The organism is Streptomyces sp. NPDC006624, assembly GCF_040611555.1.
Lineage (GTDB): Bacteria > Actinomycetota > Actinomycetes > Streptomycetales > Streptomycetaceae > Streptomyces.
The window spans coordinates 127,847-141,161 of sequence record NZ_JBEXOM010000009.1 but is presented as its reverse complement, the minus strand read 5'-3'; the positions used below and the strand labels follow the sequence as shown (position 1 = coordinate 141,161).

Here is a 13,315-nt window from a genome sequence, read left to right as displayed (position 1 = left end):
GCCCCGGCGGCAACCGGGGCTCTCAGAAAGTCATGTCGGGCGCTAACACGACAACGACTGGTGTTAAGGCTACCGCAGCGGACGCCGGAATTAACCGGATCATGGAACCGCACCGGCACGAGATCCTGACCGAGTCGGCCGTCAGCGAGGACGTGGCCGCCGCACGCGGGTACGAGACGCTGGAGGGCACTCCGGAGGACTGCGACCGGCTCAAGGCGCTCGGGTTCACACAGGGCGCGTGGGACCGCGAAGACGCGTGGCCGTTGCTGCTCATCCCGGTGCGCCGGGCGACCGGTGAGGTCATCACGCACCAGATCAAGCCCTTCACGCCGCGCATGGTGGCGAAGAACGGCAAGTCGCGGCCGGTGAAGTACGAGACTCCCAAGGGCGGGAGCCTTCACCTGGACGTCCCGCAGTACACCCGCGAGCGCCTGGCAGACCTGGCCGTCCCGCTGTGGTTCACCGAGGGCGTCAAGAAGGTGGACAGCCTCGCGAGCCGGGGACTGGCCGCCATCGGCCTGACCGGTGTGTGGTGCTGGCGCTCCACCCTCGGCACCCTCGGCGACTGGGAGGACGTGCCGCTGAGGGGCCGTGCGGTGGCCGTCGTGTGCTTCGACGCTGACGCGGCGACCAACCCCGACGTACGGGCCGCCATGCGGCGCTTCGGGGCGTGGCTGCGCTCCAAGGGCGTGCAGGCGGTGAAGTACGTCGTCGTCCCGTCGGAGGTCAACGGCACGGCCGTGAAAGGCGTGGACGACTACTTCGCCGCCGGGGGAGACGCCGCCGGCCTGGCGGCCGTCGCCACCGACAAGGCCCCGGACGACGGCCCGCGCGATGCCGCGTTCTCTGACACGTTCCTGGCGGCCGACCTGGTGGCCGACGAGCTGGACGGCCGTTTCCGGTTCGTGGACGGCATCGGGTGGCTGCGCTGGACCGGCACGGTGTGGGAGGAGGCGTCCGAGCGCCACGTCTCGCAGCTCGTACAGCAGTGGGCCACGGCCAAGTTCCACGCCGCCCTGGACGCGGAGAAGACGCAGCCGGGCCGCCACCGGGCGGAGATCGACGGATGGCGTACCGCGCTCGGGGCCAGCAAGCAGGCGAGCATCATCAAGCAGGCGTCCGCACGACCCGGCGTCCTCACCGACGCCAACGACCTGGACGCGGACCCCGACCTGCTCAACTGCCCGAACGGCGTGGTGGACCTGCGGACGGGCGAGCTGCGCCCCCACGACCCGGACAGGCTCATGACGAAGATCGCCGGGGCGGAGTACCGGCGCGGCTACACGCACCCCGACTGGGACAAGGCGCTGGAGGCCGTCCCGGAGAGCGTCCGGAGCTGGTACCAGGTACGCACCGGCCAGGGCATCACCGGCCACCTGGTCCCCGATGACGTCGTGGTGATCTGCCAGGGTTCGGGGAGCAACGGCAAGACGACCTGTGCGGACACCCTGGCCACCGCAGCCGGGAAGCGTGGCGGGTACTACGTCAACGTCTCGGACCGGGCGCTGATGGGCAACGCGAACGACAACCACCCGACGGAGTTGATGGACTTCCTCGGGGCGCGGCTGGCCGTCCTGGAGGAGACCCCGGAAGAGGGCCAGTTGGACACCACCCGGGTCAAGCGCCTCGCCGGTACGGCGCAGATCACGGCCCGCCGGATGCGGCAGGACCCGGTGACGTTCGACGCCACGCACTCCCTGTTCATCAACACGAACCACCGCCCGAGCGTGACGGCTACCGACCACGGGACGTGGCGGCGCCTGGCCCTGCTCCGGTTCCCGTACACCTTCCGCAAGCCGGGGGAGCCGCTGAAGGGTCCCAACGACCGCCAGGGAGACCCGAACCTGCGCGATCGGTGCAAGCTCAACGACGGCCCGCGCATGGCCGCCCTCGCGTGGATGGTGGAGGGCGCACGGCGCTGGTATGAAGCCGACAAGGTCATGCCGCCGCTTCCCGAGCGGGTCGAGGAGGACACGCGGGAGTGGCGCATGGAGACGGACGTGGTGCTGCGCTTCGCCCATGAGCGCCTGGTCCCCGAGCCGAATGCCCACGTCTCTGCTGCGGACCTGCTGAGCGAGATGAACGCCTGGCTGGCCAGCCACGGGATGCGCGAATGGTCGGACAAGACCCTGGCGGCGCGGCTCGGCGGCCACGACTGGGCCGCCCAGCACGACATCGTGAAGAAGGTCCAGCGGCGCAATGCACGGCTGTCCCGGCCGACCTCGGGCGACCCGTTCCAGGACATGCAGCGCAAGGAGCTGGGAGACCGGTACGCGGCGTGGCTCGGGGTGCGGTTCAGGGAGCCTGACGCACCCGCGCAGGTCATCCCGGCACGGGAAAGCGCCGCAACCGTGGCATAGCACCTCAAAGCACAGATACAGGACGCCCGGGGCGCAGTTAGTGCACTCCGGGCGTTCTCGCGTTTCCGCAGGTAGGGCCCCCGGGGCGCACCCCTGGCACGGGTTGTACATGGGTGGAAAGGGTGCTCCCGTTAACCGTAGAAATCTCCCACGCGTAAGGGTTAACCGGATGACCCTTTCCACCCATGTACAACCCATGACACCGCAGGTCGGAGCCGTCCTCACCCCGTGGACCCCGGCCACCGAAAGCCCGCCACGGCGGCGGGTGCGCCGGACGACCAGGCGCGCGTGTGTCTCGCTCAGCCCCGTCCCGGTATCAGCCACGCCATCTCCTCTGTGACCCCGGCCCGTACCCCCCTGCCGGGCCTGTCCGTCGGCCCGGCGGCTGACACGAGGCTGCCGACACCCCCGCGCCCACCGGGCCGACCGGACGGGAGAGAACCAAGGCCAGCGGCCCGCACGCCCCGTGACGGACACCGCGACAGCCACCCATGACGGGCGTGACGGACGTCCGTGACAGCCGCGACAGCCATCCGTGACGGGCGTGACCGACGCCGTGGCAGATGTCCGTTTGGTCGGAAGCGGGATCGCGGGGACCATGCCCCCACCAGTCCGCCGGCGAATCACAGAGAGGCGGTCAGCATGGGTGCCCCGCCCCAGCGCAGGCTCAACGCCGCGCAGCGCGCCGAGCGCGCGGAGAAGGTGTTTCGGCTGAAGCTGTCGGGCCTGCCCGAACGGCGCATCGCCGATGCCATCGGCCTGTCCCAGTCGCAGGTGAACAAGATCGTGGCTCAGGAGGCCGCGCGCAGGGTCGGCCCCGTGGCCGACGAGTTCGTGGCCATGCGGGACGCCGAGCTGACCGAGCTGTGGCGGCGCGTGTTCGCCACCATGACGGCGGCCGGGGACGCCGACGGCCGTCTGAGGGCCGTGGACCGCCTGGTGAAGATCAACGAATCCCGCAGACGACTGCGGGGCGCGGATGCCCCCGAGGCGCTGAGCGTTCAACTGGACCGGCGCCTGGACCAGGAGACCGAGGCGGTGACGGCGGCCGTCCTGGCGGCCCTCAAGGTGCTGCGCGTGGAGGGCGAACGGCGCACGGCCGCCCTGGAGGCCGCCGCCGCCGTGCTGGGCGGCCAGCCCGAGCCCGAGCCGCTACCCCCGGCACCTGCGACGTGCACGCCGTACGTCGCAGACGGCGGCCTCTACATCGACGGCCCCGGCGGCCTGCGGTACCGCGTGGTAGCCGAGGAACGGATTCCCTCGCCCGTGGTCGCGCAGCTCGCCTTGCCCCCGGGACCGTCACGGCCAACGGCGCAGCAACGGGACGACGCGGATGCGGTGCTGGACGCCGTCGCCGAGTTTGAGCAGGAGTTCGGCCCGCTCGACGAGGACGACGACGCGGACGGTACCGGCGGTACCGGCCCGGACGACCCCTACGAAGGCGGTACCGCCGGTACCGGGACGGGTGATGTGTGATGGTCCGAGACCCCGAGGCGCGGCGCCGTGAGATCCGCCGGGAGCTGCGCGACATCGCCCGGCGGCCCAACGAGCCGGGAGCGGCGGCCAGGGTGGCCGCGCTGCGCGGGGAGTACCGCCGGCTGACCACGGCGGCCCGCCGTGCGCCCGAGCCCTCGCGGCCGGCGACCCCGCCGACCGTGGCCGAGCAGGAGGCGGCAGCGATGAAGACGTGGCCGCCCGAGCTGCGCGCCCGGGTGCGGGACGCGGCCCTGACCCGGGTGGTGCTGCCGTGGAGGAGCTGACCGTGTCACACCGCATCCGGCGCGTCCCGCCGGCGGACCTCGGGGCGCTGCTGCGCGTGGCCCGTGAGCAGATGGAGCTGCGCCAGGTGGAGGCCGCGTTCCTCGCCGGGGTCAGCCGCTCGCACCTCGCCAACATGGAGGCGGGCCGCCGCCTGCCCTCGGTCAGCGTCGCTCGCGCGCTCGCGGACGTGCTCTGCCTGGAGGGCGGCGACCGGGAGCGGCTGCTGTCCGTGGCCGTGGACGACGCGGGGCGCGACCACCCGGAGCGTTCGCCCGTTGTGTCCGCTTCGCCCGATCCTGGCGGCGTTTCCTAGGAAACTCGCATACACCAAACGACCCTTTGGTGTATGGTGTGGGTATGACGACGCCGAGGAACACCCGCCGGACCAAGACGACCCGCACGCCGAACCTGGCCATCGGGTACCTGCGGGTGAGCACCGACGAGCAGGTGAAGTCCGGGGCTGGCCTCGACGCGCAGCGCGCGGAGATCGAGGCGTTCGCCGCTGCACGCGGCTTCACCATCGGCGAGTGGTTCGTGGACGAGGGCGTATCCGGCGGCACGTCGCCGCTGAAGCGCCCGGAGTTGTCCAAGGCGCTGGAGGCGCTGCGCACCGGCCCGGCGTCCATGCTGCTGTTCCGTCGCTCGGACCGCGTGGGCCGGAAGGCGTCGGACCTGCTCGCGCTGCGGGACCGGGCGGAGGGTGAGGGCTGGCAGCTCGCGGCGGCGGATGGCTCCGTGGACAACTCCACGCCGCACGGGCGCCTGATGTTCACGCAGCTCGCGGGCTTCGCGGAGTTCGAGCGGGACCTGATCCGTTCCCGGACCCGCGAGGGCCTGGCCGCGAAGCGGGCCGCCGGGGTGCGCCTCGGTCGGCCGGCTGCTCTCCCTGACGACGTCGTGGCCCGGATCATCCGTGAGCACGACGAGGACGGCCGGGGCTGGACGGCGATTGCGAACGGCCTCACCGTCGACGGCGTGCCGACCGCGCAGGGCGGGGCCAAGTGGTACCCGTCCACGGTCCAGAAGGTCTACCGGGGCCAGGACGCCGCCCGGCTGCGCACCGCGTCCGCCGCGAGCTGAGCGGACACCCGACGGGCCGAAAGCCTCTCCACCTGGGACTTTATAGCGATACAGCGCAACTCTTGCCAATCTTGCGAAACAGTGCGACTCTGTTGGTAGCAAGACAGGCGGGCGGGCTGGCGACAGTCCACTAGGAAGGCCCCCAACGACCAAGGAACTTGGCCGGGGGCGTTCACCGACTCCGGTGAACGCCCCCGGCCATTTGCGTATACGGAGGAACCGAGATGTCAGACGAGACACCGGCGGACCTGATCCGAACGAGGGAGGCGGCCCGACTGCTGGGCCTGACTCCGCAGACCATCCGCCAGTGGGTGGCCGACGGGAAGCTGAACGGCTACCGGGTCGGCCGGCTCATCAAGGTGTCCCGGGCCGAAGTGCTCGCCTCCGCGAAGCCCATCGACCCGGACAACTGAAAGAGGGCCGCCGGGGTGGCACCCCCGACGACCCGACGCCTCCGTAAGCCCCTGTCACGAGACCTGAAAGGCAGAACCATCATGCAGCACTTCCCCACCCTCTCCGCGCTCTACACCCCGCGCCCCATGTCCGGCGCCTCCGCCGCCGCCGTGCTCTCCACGGCGTTCGCCGGCGAGGACGACGCCCTGGCCGACCTGCTCGCCAGCCTCGGCGCGCAGGCGGACATCCCGCAGCCCCGCAGCTCCGCCGCCGCCGAGCTGCACGCCGCGCTGCTGGACAAGGGTCGTGAGACGGCCGCCCGTCTGTCCTGACCGCCGTCCGCGCCCAACCCATCTACGCGCCCTGGAGGGGGACCCGTCATGGCACACAGCACCGCAGCCCGCACCGCACTGCCCTGGAACACCGCACAGACCACGCTCCACACCGTGACCGCGATGGCGTGGGCCTCGTTCCTCGCCGGCATCAACCTGTTCGGGGACGACCGCATGGCCGCCGCTCACACGCTGCCGATGCTCCGCAGCCACGCGCTGCTGTGGCTGGAGGAGGAGATGACCCGCACGGGGATGCCGGGCTTCGAGGGGCCGGTCCTGCCCGCGTAGTTGGAACTGCGACCGCCGGGGCGTCTGACACGCCCCGGCGGTCGTGCCCCGTCAACCGGCGCTGTCCGCCGACCAGTAGAGGAGCAATGCCAGCATGACGTACGAACAGGCCGACCCTCGACCGGACTTCCGCGAGGAGATCGGCACGCCCCTGGCCCGACCGCGCTGGGGCCGCCGGCTCCACCTGGTCCCCGACCCGCAGCCGTCCGACGCCGAGTCGGCCCTGCGTGAGGTCGAGGCGGAACTGGAGGCCGTGCGGGCGCGCGGACCGGTCATCGCCGCCACCGTCGACCGCCTGAACCGGGCCGTGGAGCGCCTTGCGGCGGAGCTGCGGGCCGACTGACCCGGCAGGCAGCGAGCGCAGCAGAAAGCCCCTGCGGGACGTCCCGCAGGGGCTTTCTCGTGTCTGGCTCAGGCGGACGGAGTCCAGTCGATGCGGACGGACTCCGGGTCGAAATACCCCGTGTCGCGGCCGGGGACGTAGCCCTTGGGCCGGCCGCGCCGGGCGGGGAGGATCGTCACCGTCATGAGGGCCGTCAGGATGGCGCGCTTCCGGTCCAGGTGGAATCCCTTCCAGGCCGCCTCCACGTCGGGGGTGCCGAGCGGGACGCCCGCCAGGACGGAGCCCGTGGACAGCTCCGCCATCTGCTCCTCCACGGCGGCCAGCTTCTCGCGGGTGCGCGCGGTCCCGTCGATCATCTGCTGCCGGGTGATCAGGTCGTCCGCGTAGTCGTCTCCGTACTGCTTCAACTTGGCTCGGAGGACGGCTGCGCGGGCCGCGAGGTCCCCGCGCTGCGGGTCGTCGGCCGAGGGGCGCAGGAGTCCGACGGCGTCCGGCCGGGCCAGCCGCTCGACGACCACCCGCTCCACGAAGTCGTCCACTGCGGCGGCGTTGCGGGTGACGTGCTTGCCGGACCAGCAGCGGTAGGCGGGCTGGTGAGTCCGCCGGGAGCCCCGCCCGGACGTGGTGCAGCGCACGGTCAAGGTGCACCCCGGCTCACCACAGCGATACAGGCCCGAGCCGAGCCACTTGCGGGCGCTGGACGTCGTCGTCCGCCGCTCGGGGTTCTCCAGGACGGCCTTGCAGGCTCGCCACTGATCCTCGCTGACGACCGGCGCCCACTGCGCCCTGCCGATGACCTCGCCCCGGTGCTCCATGAGACCGGCGTTACGAGGCCGCAGCAGCAGCCGGCGCAGCTCGGTCGGCTTCCAGGCCCGGGACTCCAGCTCCCCGGGGCTCCCGTCGGCGGCGCGCTTGCGGCGCGGCACGGTGCGGACCCCGGCAGCCTCCCACTCGGCGCAGACCGCGCGCAGGGACTCGCCGTCGATGATCGCCTGAGTGGCGCGGCGCAGGTGCCGGGCCTCGTCTTCGCGGACGGTCACGCCGTCGCCCTCGTACCCGAACGGCCGGGGGCCGCCCCGGTACCGGCCCTGGACGGCGGCCTGCTCCTTGGCGGCCGTGATGCGCTCCACGGCGTGGGCCACTTCGTGCTTGCTCACGCTGGCCAGGATCTCAGCCTGCATCACGCCGGACGCGGTGCTCAGGTCGATGGTGCCAGCACGTACCGTGCGGATCGGTACGTGACGTGCCTGCACGGCCTTGATGAGGTCTTCCAGGTCGGGCAAGCGGCGATACAGGCGGTCCGAGTGCCAGGCCAGGACCGCGTCCGCGCGGCCCTCGCGGATGTCGGCCAGCAGTGCGCGGAAGCCGGGGCGGGTCTTGCCCGAGTACGCGCTGATGTCGTTGTCCCGGCGGATCTCCACGACCTTCCAGCCGAGGTCCCGGGCAAGGGCCCGGCAGTCCTTCTCCTGGCGCTCGACGCCAGCGGCGCGGCCGGTGGGGTCGCTGCTGATCCTCGTATATATGACGGCCCGCACGGGCGCTTCCTTGGTCATGCGTCCATCGTCCCGTTAAAACCGTCCTAGCGGAACATTCGACCTGGCGGTCGCGGCAGCGGTCCTCGGCGCGGCGGAGCGCATCGACCCGCGCGTCCTCGCCGACATCGTGATGATCGGGGAGCTGGGGCTGGACGGGCGGGTGCGGCCCGTGCGAGGGGTGTTGCCCGCGGTGCTGGCGGCGGCCGACGCGGGCTACGAGCAGGTGGTCGTTCCGGAGTGCGCGGCGGCCGAGGCGTCCCTCGTGCCCGGGGTGTCCGTGCTGGGCGTGCGCAGTCTGCGGCAGCTGATCGCCGTCCTGGCCGACGAGCCCGTCCCCGACGAGGAGCAGGACGAGCTGGGGCGCCCCGACCCCCTCCTCGCCGGTTTGCGCGTGCCGGGCACGGGCGCGGCCACCGGCATGCACAGCGCCGGAGCCGCCCCGCACGACCACGGGCACGACCTGGCGGACGTCGTCGGACAGACCTCGGCGCGCACGGCCGTGGAGGTGGCGGCCGCGGGCGGGCACCACCTCTTCCTCGAAGGGCCTCCCGGAGCGGGCAAGACGATGCTCGCGGAGCGGCTGCCCTCGATCCTGCCCCGGCTCGGCCGGCAGGAGTCGCTGGAGGTCACGGCGGTGCACTCGGTGGCGGGCCTGCTGCCCCCGGGCAAGCCCTTGATCGACCTCGCCCCCTACTGCGCCCCGCACCACTCGGCCACCATGCAGGCACTGGTCGGCGGCGGTCCCGGCATCGCCCGGCCCGGCGCGGTCTCGCTCTCGCACCGGGGCGTGCTCTTTCTGGACGAGACGCCGGAGTTCAGCAGCCGGGCCCTGGACGCCCTGCGCCAGCCGCTGGAGGCCGGGCACGTCGTCATCGCGCGCAGTGCCGGTGTCGTGCGCTTCCCGGCGAAGTTCCTGATGGTGCTGGCGGCGAACCCGTGCCCGTGCGGCCGGTTCTCCCAGCGGGACACCCTGTGCGAGTGCCCGCCCTCGGCGATCCGCCGCTACCAGGCCAGGCTCTCCGGCCCCCTCCTCGACCGTGTCGACCTCCGTGTCGAGGTGGACCGCGTCACCCGAACCGAGCTGACCGCCCGCGGCGCCCGGGGCGAATCCACCGCGACGGTCGCCGACCGGGTGCGAGCGGCCCGGGAACGGGCAGCACAACGCCTCGCCGGCACACACTGGCGCACCAACAGCGAGGTGCCCGGCCGAGAGCTGCGCAGCCGCTGGCACGCCGAGCCCGGCGCGATGGACGAGGCCGAGCGGAGCCTGGAGCGGGGCGTCCTGACCGCCCGCGGACTCGACCGGGTCCTGCGCGTCGCCTGGACCGTCGCCGACCTCGCCGGCCACGACCGGCCCGACGCGACGGACGTCGCCCTCGCCCTCCAGCTGCGCACCGGTGTGCCGCGGGGCGTGCCCATGGCCATCGGTGCGCTGACGTGAGCGGCGCCGGCGCACCGGACGGCGAGCTGCTCGACCGCGTCTTCCTCACCCGGGTCATCGAGCCCGGCGACGAAACGGGCGGGCGGTGGGTGCGGGAGTACGGAGCCGGGGAAGTGGTGCGGCGGTTGCGGCAGGGCGGGGCGGCGCTGCCCGGGGCGAGCGGGAAGCGGTGGGCCGGGCTGGTCGCCCGGGCCTCGGTCGCACGACCGCGGCGGGATCTCGCCGTCGCCCGCGACGCCGGGGTGCGCTTCGTGTGCCCCGGGGACGCCGAGTGGCCGGGGCAACTCGACGATCTCGGGGACGGCCGGCCCCTCGGGCTGTGGGTGCGGGGGCGGGCCAGTCTGCGGATGTGGGCGCTGAAGTCCGTCGCCGTCGTCGGAGCCCGCGCCTGCACCGAGTACGGGGCCCACATGGCGGCCACCCTCGCCGCCGGCCTCACCGAACAGGGCTGGGTCGTGGTGTCCGGCGGAGCCTACGGCGTCGACGGAGCGGCACACCGCGGAGCGCTCGGCGCGGGCGGTGCCACCGTCGCCGTCCTCGCCTGCGGACTCGACCGGCCCTACCCGCGCGGACACACCCGGCTGATCGGCAGGATCGCCGAACAGGGACTCGTCGTGGGCGAGCTGCCGCCCGGCGACCATCCGACGCCGAGCCGCTTCCTGCTGCGGAACCGGGTGATCGCGGCCCTCACCCGCGGCACCGTCGTCGTCGAGGCCGCCCACCGCAGCGGCTCCCTCGGCACGGCACGGGCGGCACAGCGCCTCGGCCGCTACACCATGGGCGTGCCGGGTCCCGCCACCAGCGGGCTGTCCGCCGGCGTGCACGGCCTGCTGCGCGGCGAGGCGGTCCTGGTCACCGACGCCGCCGACGTCGTCGAACTGGTGGGCGACATCGGGCAGCTCGCCCCCGACCGGCGCGGCCCCGTCCTGCCCCGGGACCTGCTGGAACCGGCCGCCCGCCAGGTGCTCGCCGCACTGCCGGCGAGCAGGGCGGCCCGGCCGGAAGAGATCGCGCGCCGCGCACAGACGGCACCCGACGACGCGATCGCGAGACTGTACGAACTCCGAGCACTCGGTTACGTCGAACGACAGGGCGAGGGCTGGAAGTTGACACGCCAGGCGGTGATATCGGTCCGCGGTGATCGCGAGTCGGGTTGACCGCGTCTGTTCGGCCGTCCGGGGGAACCCCTACGCCCCTTGATATCGCGCCCAGTTGGGGTTCTCCGGTGATCACACCGAGCCATCCGTTCGACTCGGCGGAGCACCTCGCGGAACGTATCTGCGCCCGTTTCGCCCCCCGTCCTTCGCACACCGCGACACTGCAGTCACGCTACGCTCACGAGGATCCCGACACGGACAGGCAACGCGACATCAGACAGACAGCCCTCCCCGGCGACACCACTCCGCAGCAGAACGGCACAAGGCGACGAATGCCCCAGCACACCTCCGGCTCCGACCGGGCGGCGATTCCCCCAGCCGCCCGTGACGGCGGCAGCGTGCGGCCGCCCGCTCCCTCGACGCTCGACGAGTTGTGGCGGTCGTACAAGGCGACGGGGGACGAGCGGCTGCGGGAGCAGCTCATCCTGCACTACTCGCCGCTCGTGAAGTACGTGGCCGGACGCGTCAGCGTGGGGCTGCCGTCCAACGTGGAGCAGGCGGACTTCGTCTCGTCCGGGGTGTTCGGGCTGATCGACGCGATCGAGAAGTTCGACCTCGACCGGGAGATCAAGTTCGAGACGTACGCGATCACCCGGATCCGGGGCGCCATGATCGACGAACTGCGGGCGCTGGACTGGATCCCCCGCTCGGTGCGGCAGAAGGCGCGCAACGTGGAGCGGGCCTACGCCACGCTGGAGGCGCGGCTGCGGCGGACGCCGACGGAGGGCGAGGTGGCCGCCGAGATGGGCATCGCGGTGGAGGAACTCCACGCCGTGTTCAGCCAGTTGTCGCTGGCCAACGTGGTGGCCCTGGAGGAGCTGCTGCACGTCGGGGCCGAGGGCGGCGACGGGCTCAGCGTCATGGACACGCTGGAGGACACCGCCGCGGACAACCCCGTGGAGGTCGCCGAGGACCGGGAGCTGCGGAGGTTCCTGGCGCGGGCGATCAACACGCTGCCCGAGCGGGAGAAGACCGTGGTCACGCTGTACTACTACGAGGGCCTCACCCTGGCCGAGATCGGGAACGTCCTGGGCGTGACGGAGAGCCGGGTCAGCCAGATCCACACCAAGTCGGTGCTCCAGCTGAGGGCGAAGCTGGCGAGCTTCGGCCGCTGAGCCGTCCGCAGGGCACCGGGTCCGAAGGAGCCACTCCCACCGGGCCCGGCGCGTCCGTACAGTGGTCGACGTGCCAAGGATTCGAGCGGCCTCCGTGGCCGAGCACCGGTCGATGCAGCGAGCCGCCCTGCTGGACGCGGCTCGTTCCTTGTTGTCCGAGGGCGGTACGGAGGCGCTGACCTTCCCCGCCCTCGCCGAGCGGACGGGCCTCGCGCGCTCGTCCGTCTACGAGTACTTCCGGTCCCGGGCCGCAGTGGTCGAGGAGCTGTGCGAGGCCGACTTCCCGGTCTGGGCCGCCGAGGTGTCGGCGGTGATGGAGCGCGCGGAGACGGCCGAGGGCAAGGTCGAGGCGTATGTGCGCCGGCAGCTGGAGCTGGTCGGGGACCGGCGGCACCGGGCCGTGGTGGCGATCTCGGCGAGTGAACTGGACGCGGGGGCGCGGGAGAAGATCCGCGCGGCCCACGGCGGGCTGGTCGCGCTGATCGTCGACGCGCTGGAGCAGCTCGGGCACGAGCAGCCCCGGCTCGCGGCGATGCTGGTGCAGGGCGTCGTGGACGCGGCCGTGCGGCGGCTGGAGCTGGGGGCGGCGGAGGAACCCGGGGCGATCACGGACGCGGCCGTCTCCATGGCTCTGCGGGGCGTGCGCGGCTGAGTCCGCCGCCCGGGAGCGCACGAGGAGGCGCCGCCCGCCGTTCACCCGAGCGGCAGCAGGCGCGACGGGCCTCTGGACAGGAGCCAGGGCGGCAGCAGCGACAGCGGGTTCAGATAGGCCCCGGCCCTCCTGAGGCCCCAGTGGACACAGGTCGCCGCGCAGTGCGAGCCCTTCGCGTCCACCGTGCCGACCACCTGGCCGGCTTCCACCGCCTCGCCCTCCTCGACGGACGGCGTGACCGGCTCGTACGTCGTACGCAGGGCAGGGGTGCCCGTCCCCGTCAGCTCCACCGAGACCACCCCCTTGCCCGCCACCCGGCCGGCGAAGGACACCGTCCCCGCCGCCACCGCCCGCACCGGAGCCCCCGCTGCCGCGGCCAGGTCCACGCCGCGGTGGCCCGGGCCGTAGACCGTCGCGGGCGGCTCCCATCCGCGCAGGACCACAGGACGTGAGCCGACCGGCCACGCCCGCCCGACGGCCGGCACGGAGCCGTCCGGGACGGGCACGTCGGCCGCGTCGGCCGCATCGGAGGCGTCGGAGGCGTCCGCCCCGCCCGCACCGTCCGCCCCGTCCGCCGCGAACAAGGGCGGCGGCGGGGCCAGCAGGACCGCGGCCGTCAGCACCAGCAGCAGGGCCAGGCGCGTGATCACGCGCACACATCGGTTCGCTCGCATGCCGGAAGCGTCCCCGATCACCGGCCGGCACCGGCCGCGGCTGTGGACCGGTGCCCGGTTGTGGACAACGGCGTCACCCGGGGCCCCGTGGGTCCCGTACACTTCTGGTGGCGACCCGGGCCACCGGGTCGACTTCGCACGCCCCGATACGAACCCCGGCAACGGGTCGTATCAGCGCCCCTCG

Annotated in this window: 14 protein-coding genes and 1 pseudogene; 13 read left to right on the top strand and 2 right to left on the bottom strand. The window is 73.0% G+C overall.

Features of this window, described 5'->3' with window-relative positions:
- Positions 1 to 101 precede the first annotated feature (101 nt).
- From ABZY20_RS18895 to ABZY20_RS18855, 9 genes are all read left to right on the top strand, one after another.
- Complete coding sequence (locus ABZY20_RS18895; protein ID WP_356442662.1) at positions 102 to 2,360, top strand: phage/plasmid primase, P4 family; 2,259 nt, start codon at positions 102 to 104, stop codon at positions 2,358 to 2,360.
- A gap of 642 nt (positions 2,361 to 3,002) precedes the next feature.
- The gene (locus ABZY20_RS18890; protein ID WP_356442661.1) at positions 3,003 to 3,836 is read left to right on the top strand and encodes a hypothetical protein; all 834 of its coding nucleotides are present in this window, start codon (positions 3,003 to 3,005) and stop codon (positions 3,834 to 3,836) included.
- Positions 3,836 to 4,120, top strand: a complete 285-nt coding sequence (locus tag ABZY20_RS18885; protein WP_356442660.1) for a hypothetical protein — start codon at positions 3,836 to 3,838, stop codon at positions 4,118 to 4,120. The genes ABZY20_RS18890 and ABZY20_RS18885 overlap by 1 nt, the downstream gene beginning before the upstream one ends.
- A 2-nt stretch (positions 4,121 to 4,122) precedes the next feature.
- Entirely contained in the window at positions 4,123 to 4,434 is a 312-nt protein-coding gene (locus ABZY20_RS18880) for a helix-turn-helix transcriptional regulator (protein WP_356442659.1), read from the top strand.
- 44 nt (positions 4,435 to 4,478) lie between these two features.
- Positions 4,479 to 5,201 (top strand): recombinase family protein, encoded by a 723-nt coding sequence (locus ABZY20_RS18875; protein WP_356442658.1) that lies wholly within the window; start codon positions 4,479 to 4,481, stop codon positions 5,199 to 5,201.
- A 224-nt stretch (positions 5,202 to 5,425) separates the two neighbouring features.
- A complete protein-coding gene (locus ABZY20_RS18870; protein WP_356442657.1) occupies positions 5,426 to 5,614 on the top strand; it encodes a helix-turn-helix domain-containing protein in 189 nt (62 codons plus the stop codon).
- Positions 5,615 to 5,695: 81 nt separating this feature from the next.
- Positions 5,696 to 5,926 carry a hypothetical protein gene (locus ABZY20_RS18865; RefSeq protein WP_356442656.1) on the top strand — a complete coding sequence of 77 codons (231 nt, stop codon included), beginning with the start codon at positions 5,696 to 5,698 and terminating at the stop codon, positions 5,924 to 5,926.
- A gap of 48 nt (positions 5,927 to 5,974) precedes the next feature.
- Positions 5,975 to 6,214, top strand: a complete 240-nt coding sequence (locus ABZY20_RS18860; RefSeq protein ID WP_356442655.1) for a hypothetical protein — start codon at positions 5,975 to 5,977, stop codon at positions 6,212 to 6,214.
- Between the two features lie 94 nt (positions 6,215 to 6,308).
- Entirely contained in the window at positions 6,309 to 6,557 is a 249-nt protein-coding gene (locus ABZY20_RS18855) for a hypothetical protein (protein ID WP_356442654.1), read from the top strand.
- A gap of 68 nt (positions 6,558 to 6,625) precedes the next feature.
- On the opposite strand, the gene ABZY20_RS18850 is transcribed toward ABZY20_RS18855, so the two are convergent.
- Positions 6,626 to 8,110 (bottom strand): recombinase family protein, encoded by a 1,485-nt coding sequence (locus ABZY20_RS18850; RefSeq protein ID WP_356442653.1) that lies wholly within the window; start codon positions 8,108 to 8,110, stop codon positions 6,626 to 6,628.
- 28 nt (positions 8,111 to 8,138) lie between these two features.
- Between ABZY20_RS18850 and ABZY20_RS18845 the strand changes: the two are divergent.
- From ABZY20_RS18845 to ABZY20_RS18830, 4 genes and pseudogenes are all read left to right on the top strand, one after another.
- A pseudogene (locus ABZY20_RS18845) lies at positions 8,139 to 9,533 on the top strand (YifB family Mg chelatase-like AAA ATPase); the annotation flags it as partial.
- Positions 9,530 to 10,690: a DNA-processing protein DprA gene (dprA, locus tag ABZY20_RS18840; RefSeq protein WP_356442652.1), complete on the top strand. Its 1,161-nt coding sequence runs from the start codon at positions 9,530 to 9,532 to the stop codon at positions 10,688 to 10,690. The pseudogene ABZY20_RS18845 and the gene dprA, both read left to right, overlap by 4 nt.
- A 272-nt stretch (positions 10,691 to 10,962) precedes the next feature.
- Positions 10,963 to 11,805, top strand: a complete 843-nt coding sequence (gene whiG, locus ABZY20_RS18835) for an RNA polymerase sigma factor WhiG (RefSeq protein ID WP_356442651.1) — start codon at positions 10,963 to 10,965, stop codon at positions 11,803 to 11,805.
- A gap of 94 nt (positions 11,806 to 11,899) precedes the next feature.
- Entirely contained in the window at positions 11,900 to 12,457 is a 558-nt protein-coding gene (locus tag ABZY20_RS18830; protein WP_356442783.1) for a helix-turn-helix domain-containing protein, read from the top strand.
- A gap of 41 nt (positions 12,458 to 12,498) precedes the next feature.
- Here ABZY20_RS18830 and ABZY20_RS18825 read toward each other — a convergent pair whose 3' ends face one another.
- Entirely contained in the window at positions 12,499 to 13,131 is a 633-nt protein-coding gene (locus ABZY20_RS18825; RefSeq protein WP_356442650.1) for a peptidoglycan DD-metalloendopeptidase family protein, read from the bottom strand.
- Positions 13,132 to 13,315 lie beyond the last annotated feature (184 nt).

Coding starts and splice junctions, on each gene's coding strand:
- ABZY20_RS18895 (WP_356442662.1), top strand. CDS start 102: ATGGAACCGCACCGGCACGAGATCCTGACCGAGTCGGCCGTCAGCGAG.
- ABZY20_RS18890 (WP_356442661.1), top strand. CDS start 3,003: ATGGGTGCCCCGCCCCAGCGCAGGCTCAACGCCGCGCAGCGCGCCGAG.
- ABZY20_RS18885 (WP_356442660.1), top strand. CDS start 3,836: ATGGTCCGAGACCCCGAGGCGCGGCGCCGTGAGATCCGCCGGGAGCTG.
- ABZY20_RS18875 (WP_356442658.1), top strand. CDS start 4,479: ATGACGACGCCGAGGAACACCCGCCGGACCAAGACGACCCGCACGCCG.
- ABZY20_RS18870 (WP_356442657.1), top strand. CDS start 5,426: ATGTCAGACGAGACACCGGCGGACCTGATCCGAACGAGGGAGGCGGCC.
- ABZY20_RS18865 (WP_356442656.1), top strand. CDS start 5,696: ATGCAGCACTTCCCCACCCTCTCCGCGCTCTACACCCCGCGCCCCATG.
- ABZY20_RS18860 (WP_356442655.1), top strand. CDS start 5,975: ATGGCACACAGCACCGCAGCCCGCACCGCACTGCCCTGGAACACCGCA.
- ABZY20_RS18855 (WP_356442654.1), top strand. CDS start 6,309: ATGACGTACGAACAGGCCGACCCTCGACCGGACTTCCGCGAGGAGATC.
- ABZY20_RS18850 (WP_356442653.1), bottom strand. CDS start 8,110: ATGACCAAGGAAGCGCCCGTGCGGGCCGTCATATATACGAGGATCAGC.
- whiG (WP_356442651.1), top strand. CDS start 10,963: ATGCCCCAGCACACCTCCGGCTCCGACCGGGCGGCGATTCCCCCAGCC.
- ABZY20_RS18825 (WP_356442650.1), bottom strand. CDS start 13,131: ATGCGAGCGAACCGATGTGTGCGCGTGATCACGCGCCTGGCCCTGCTG.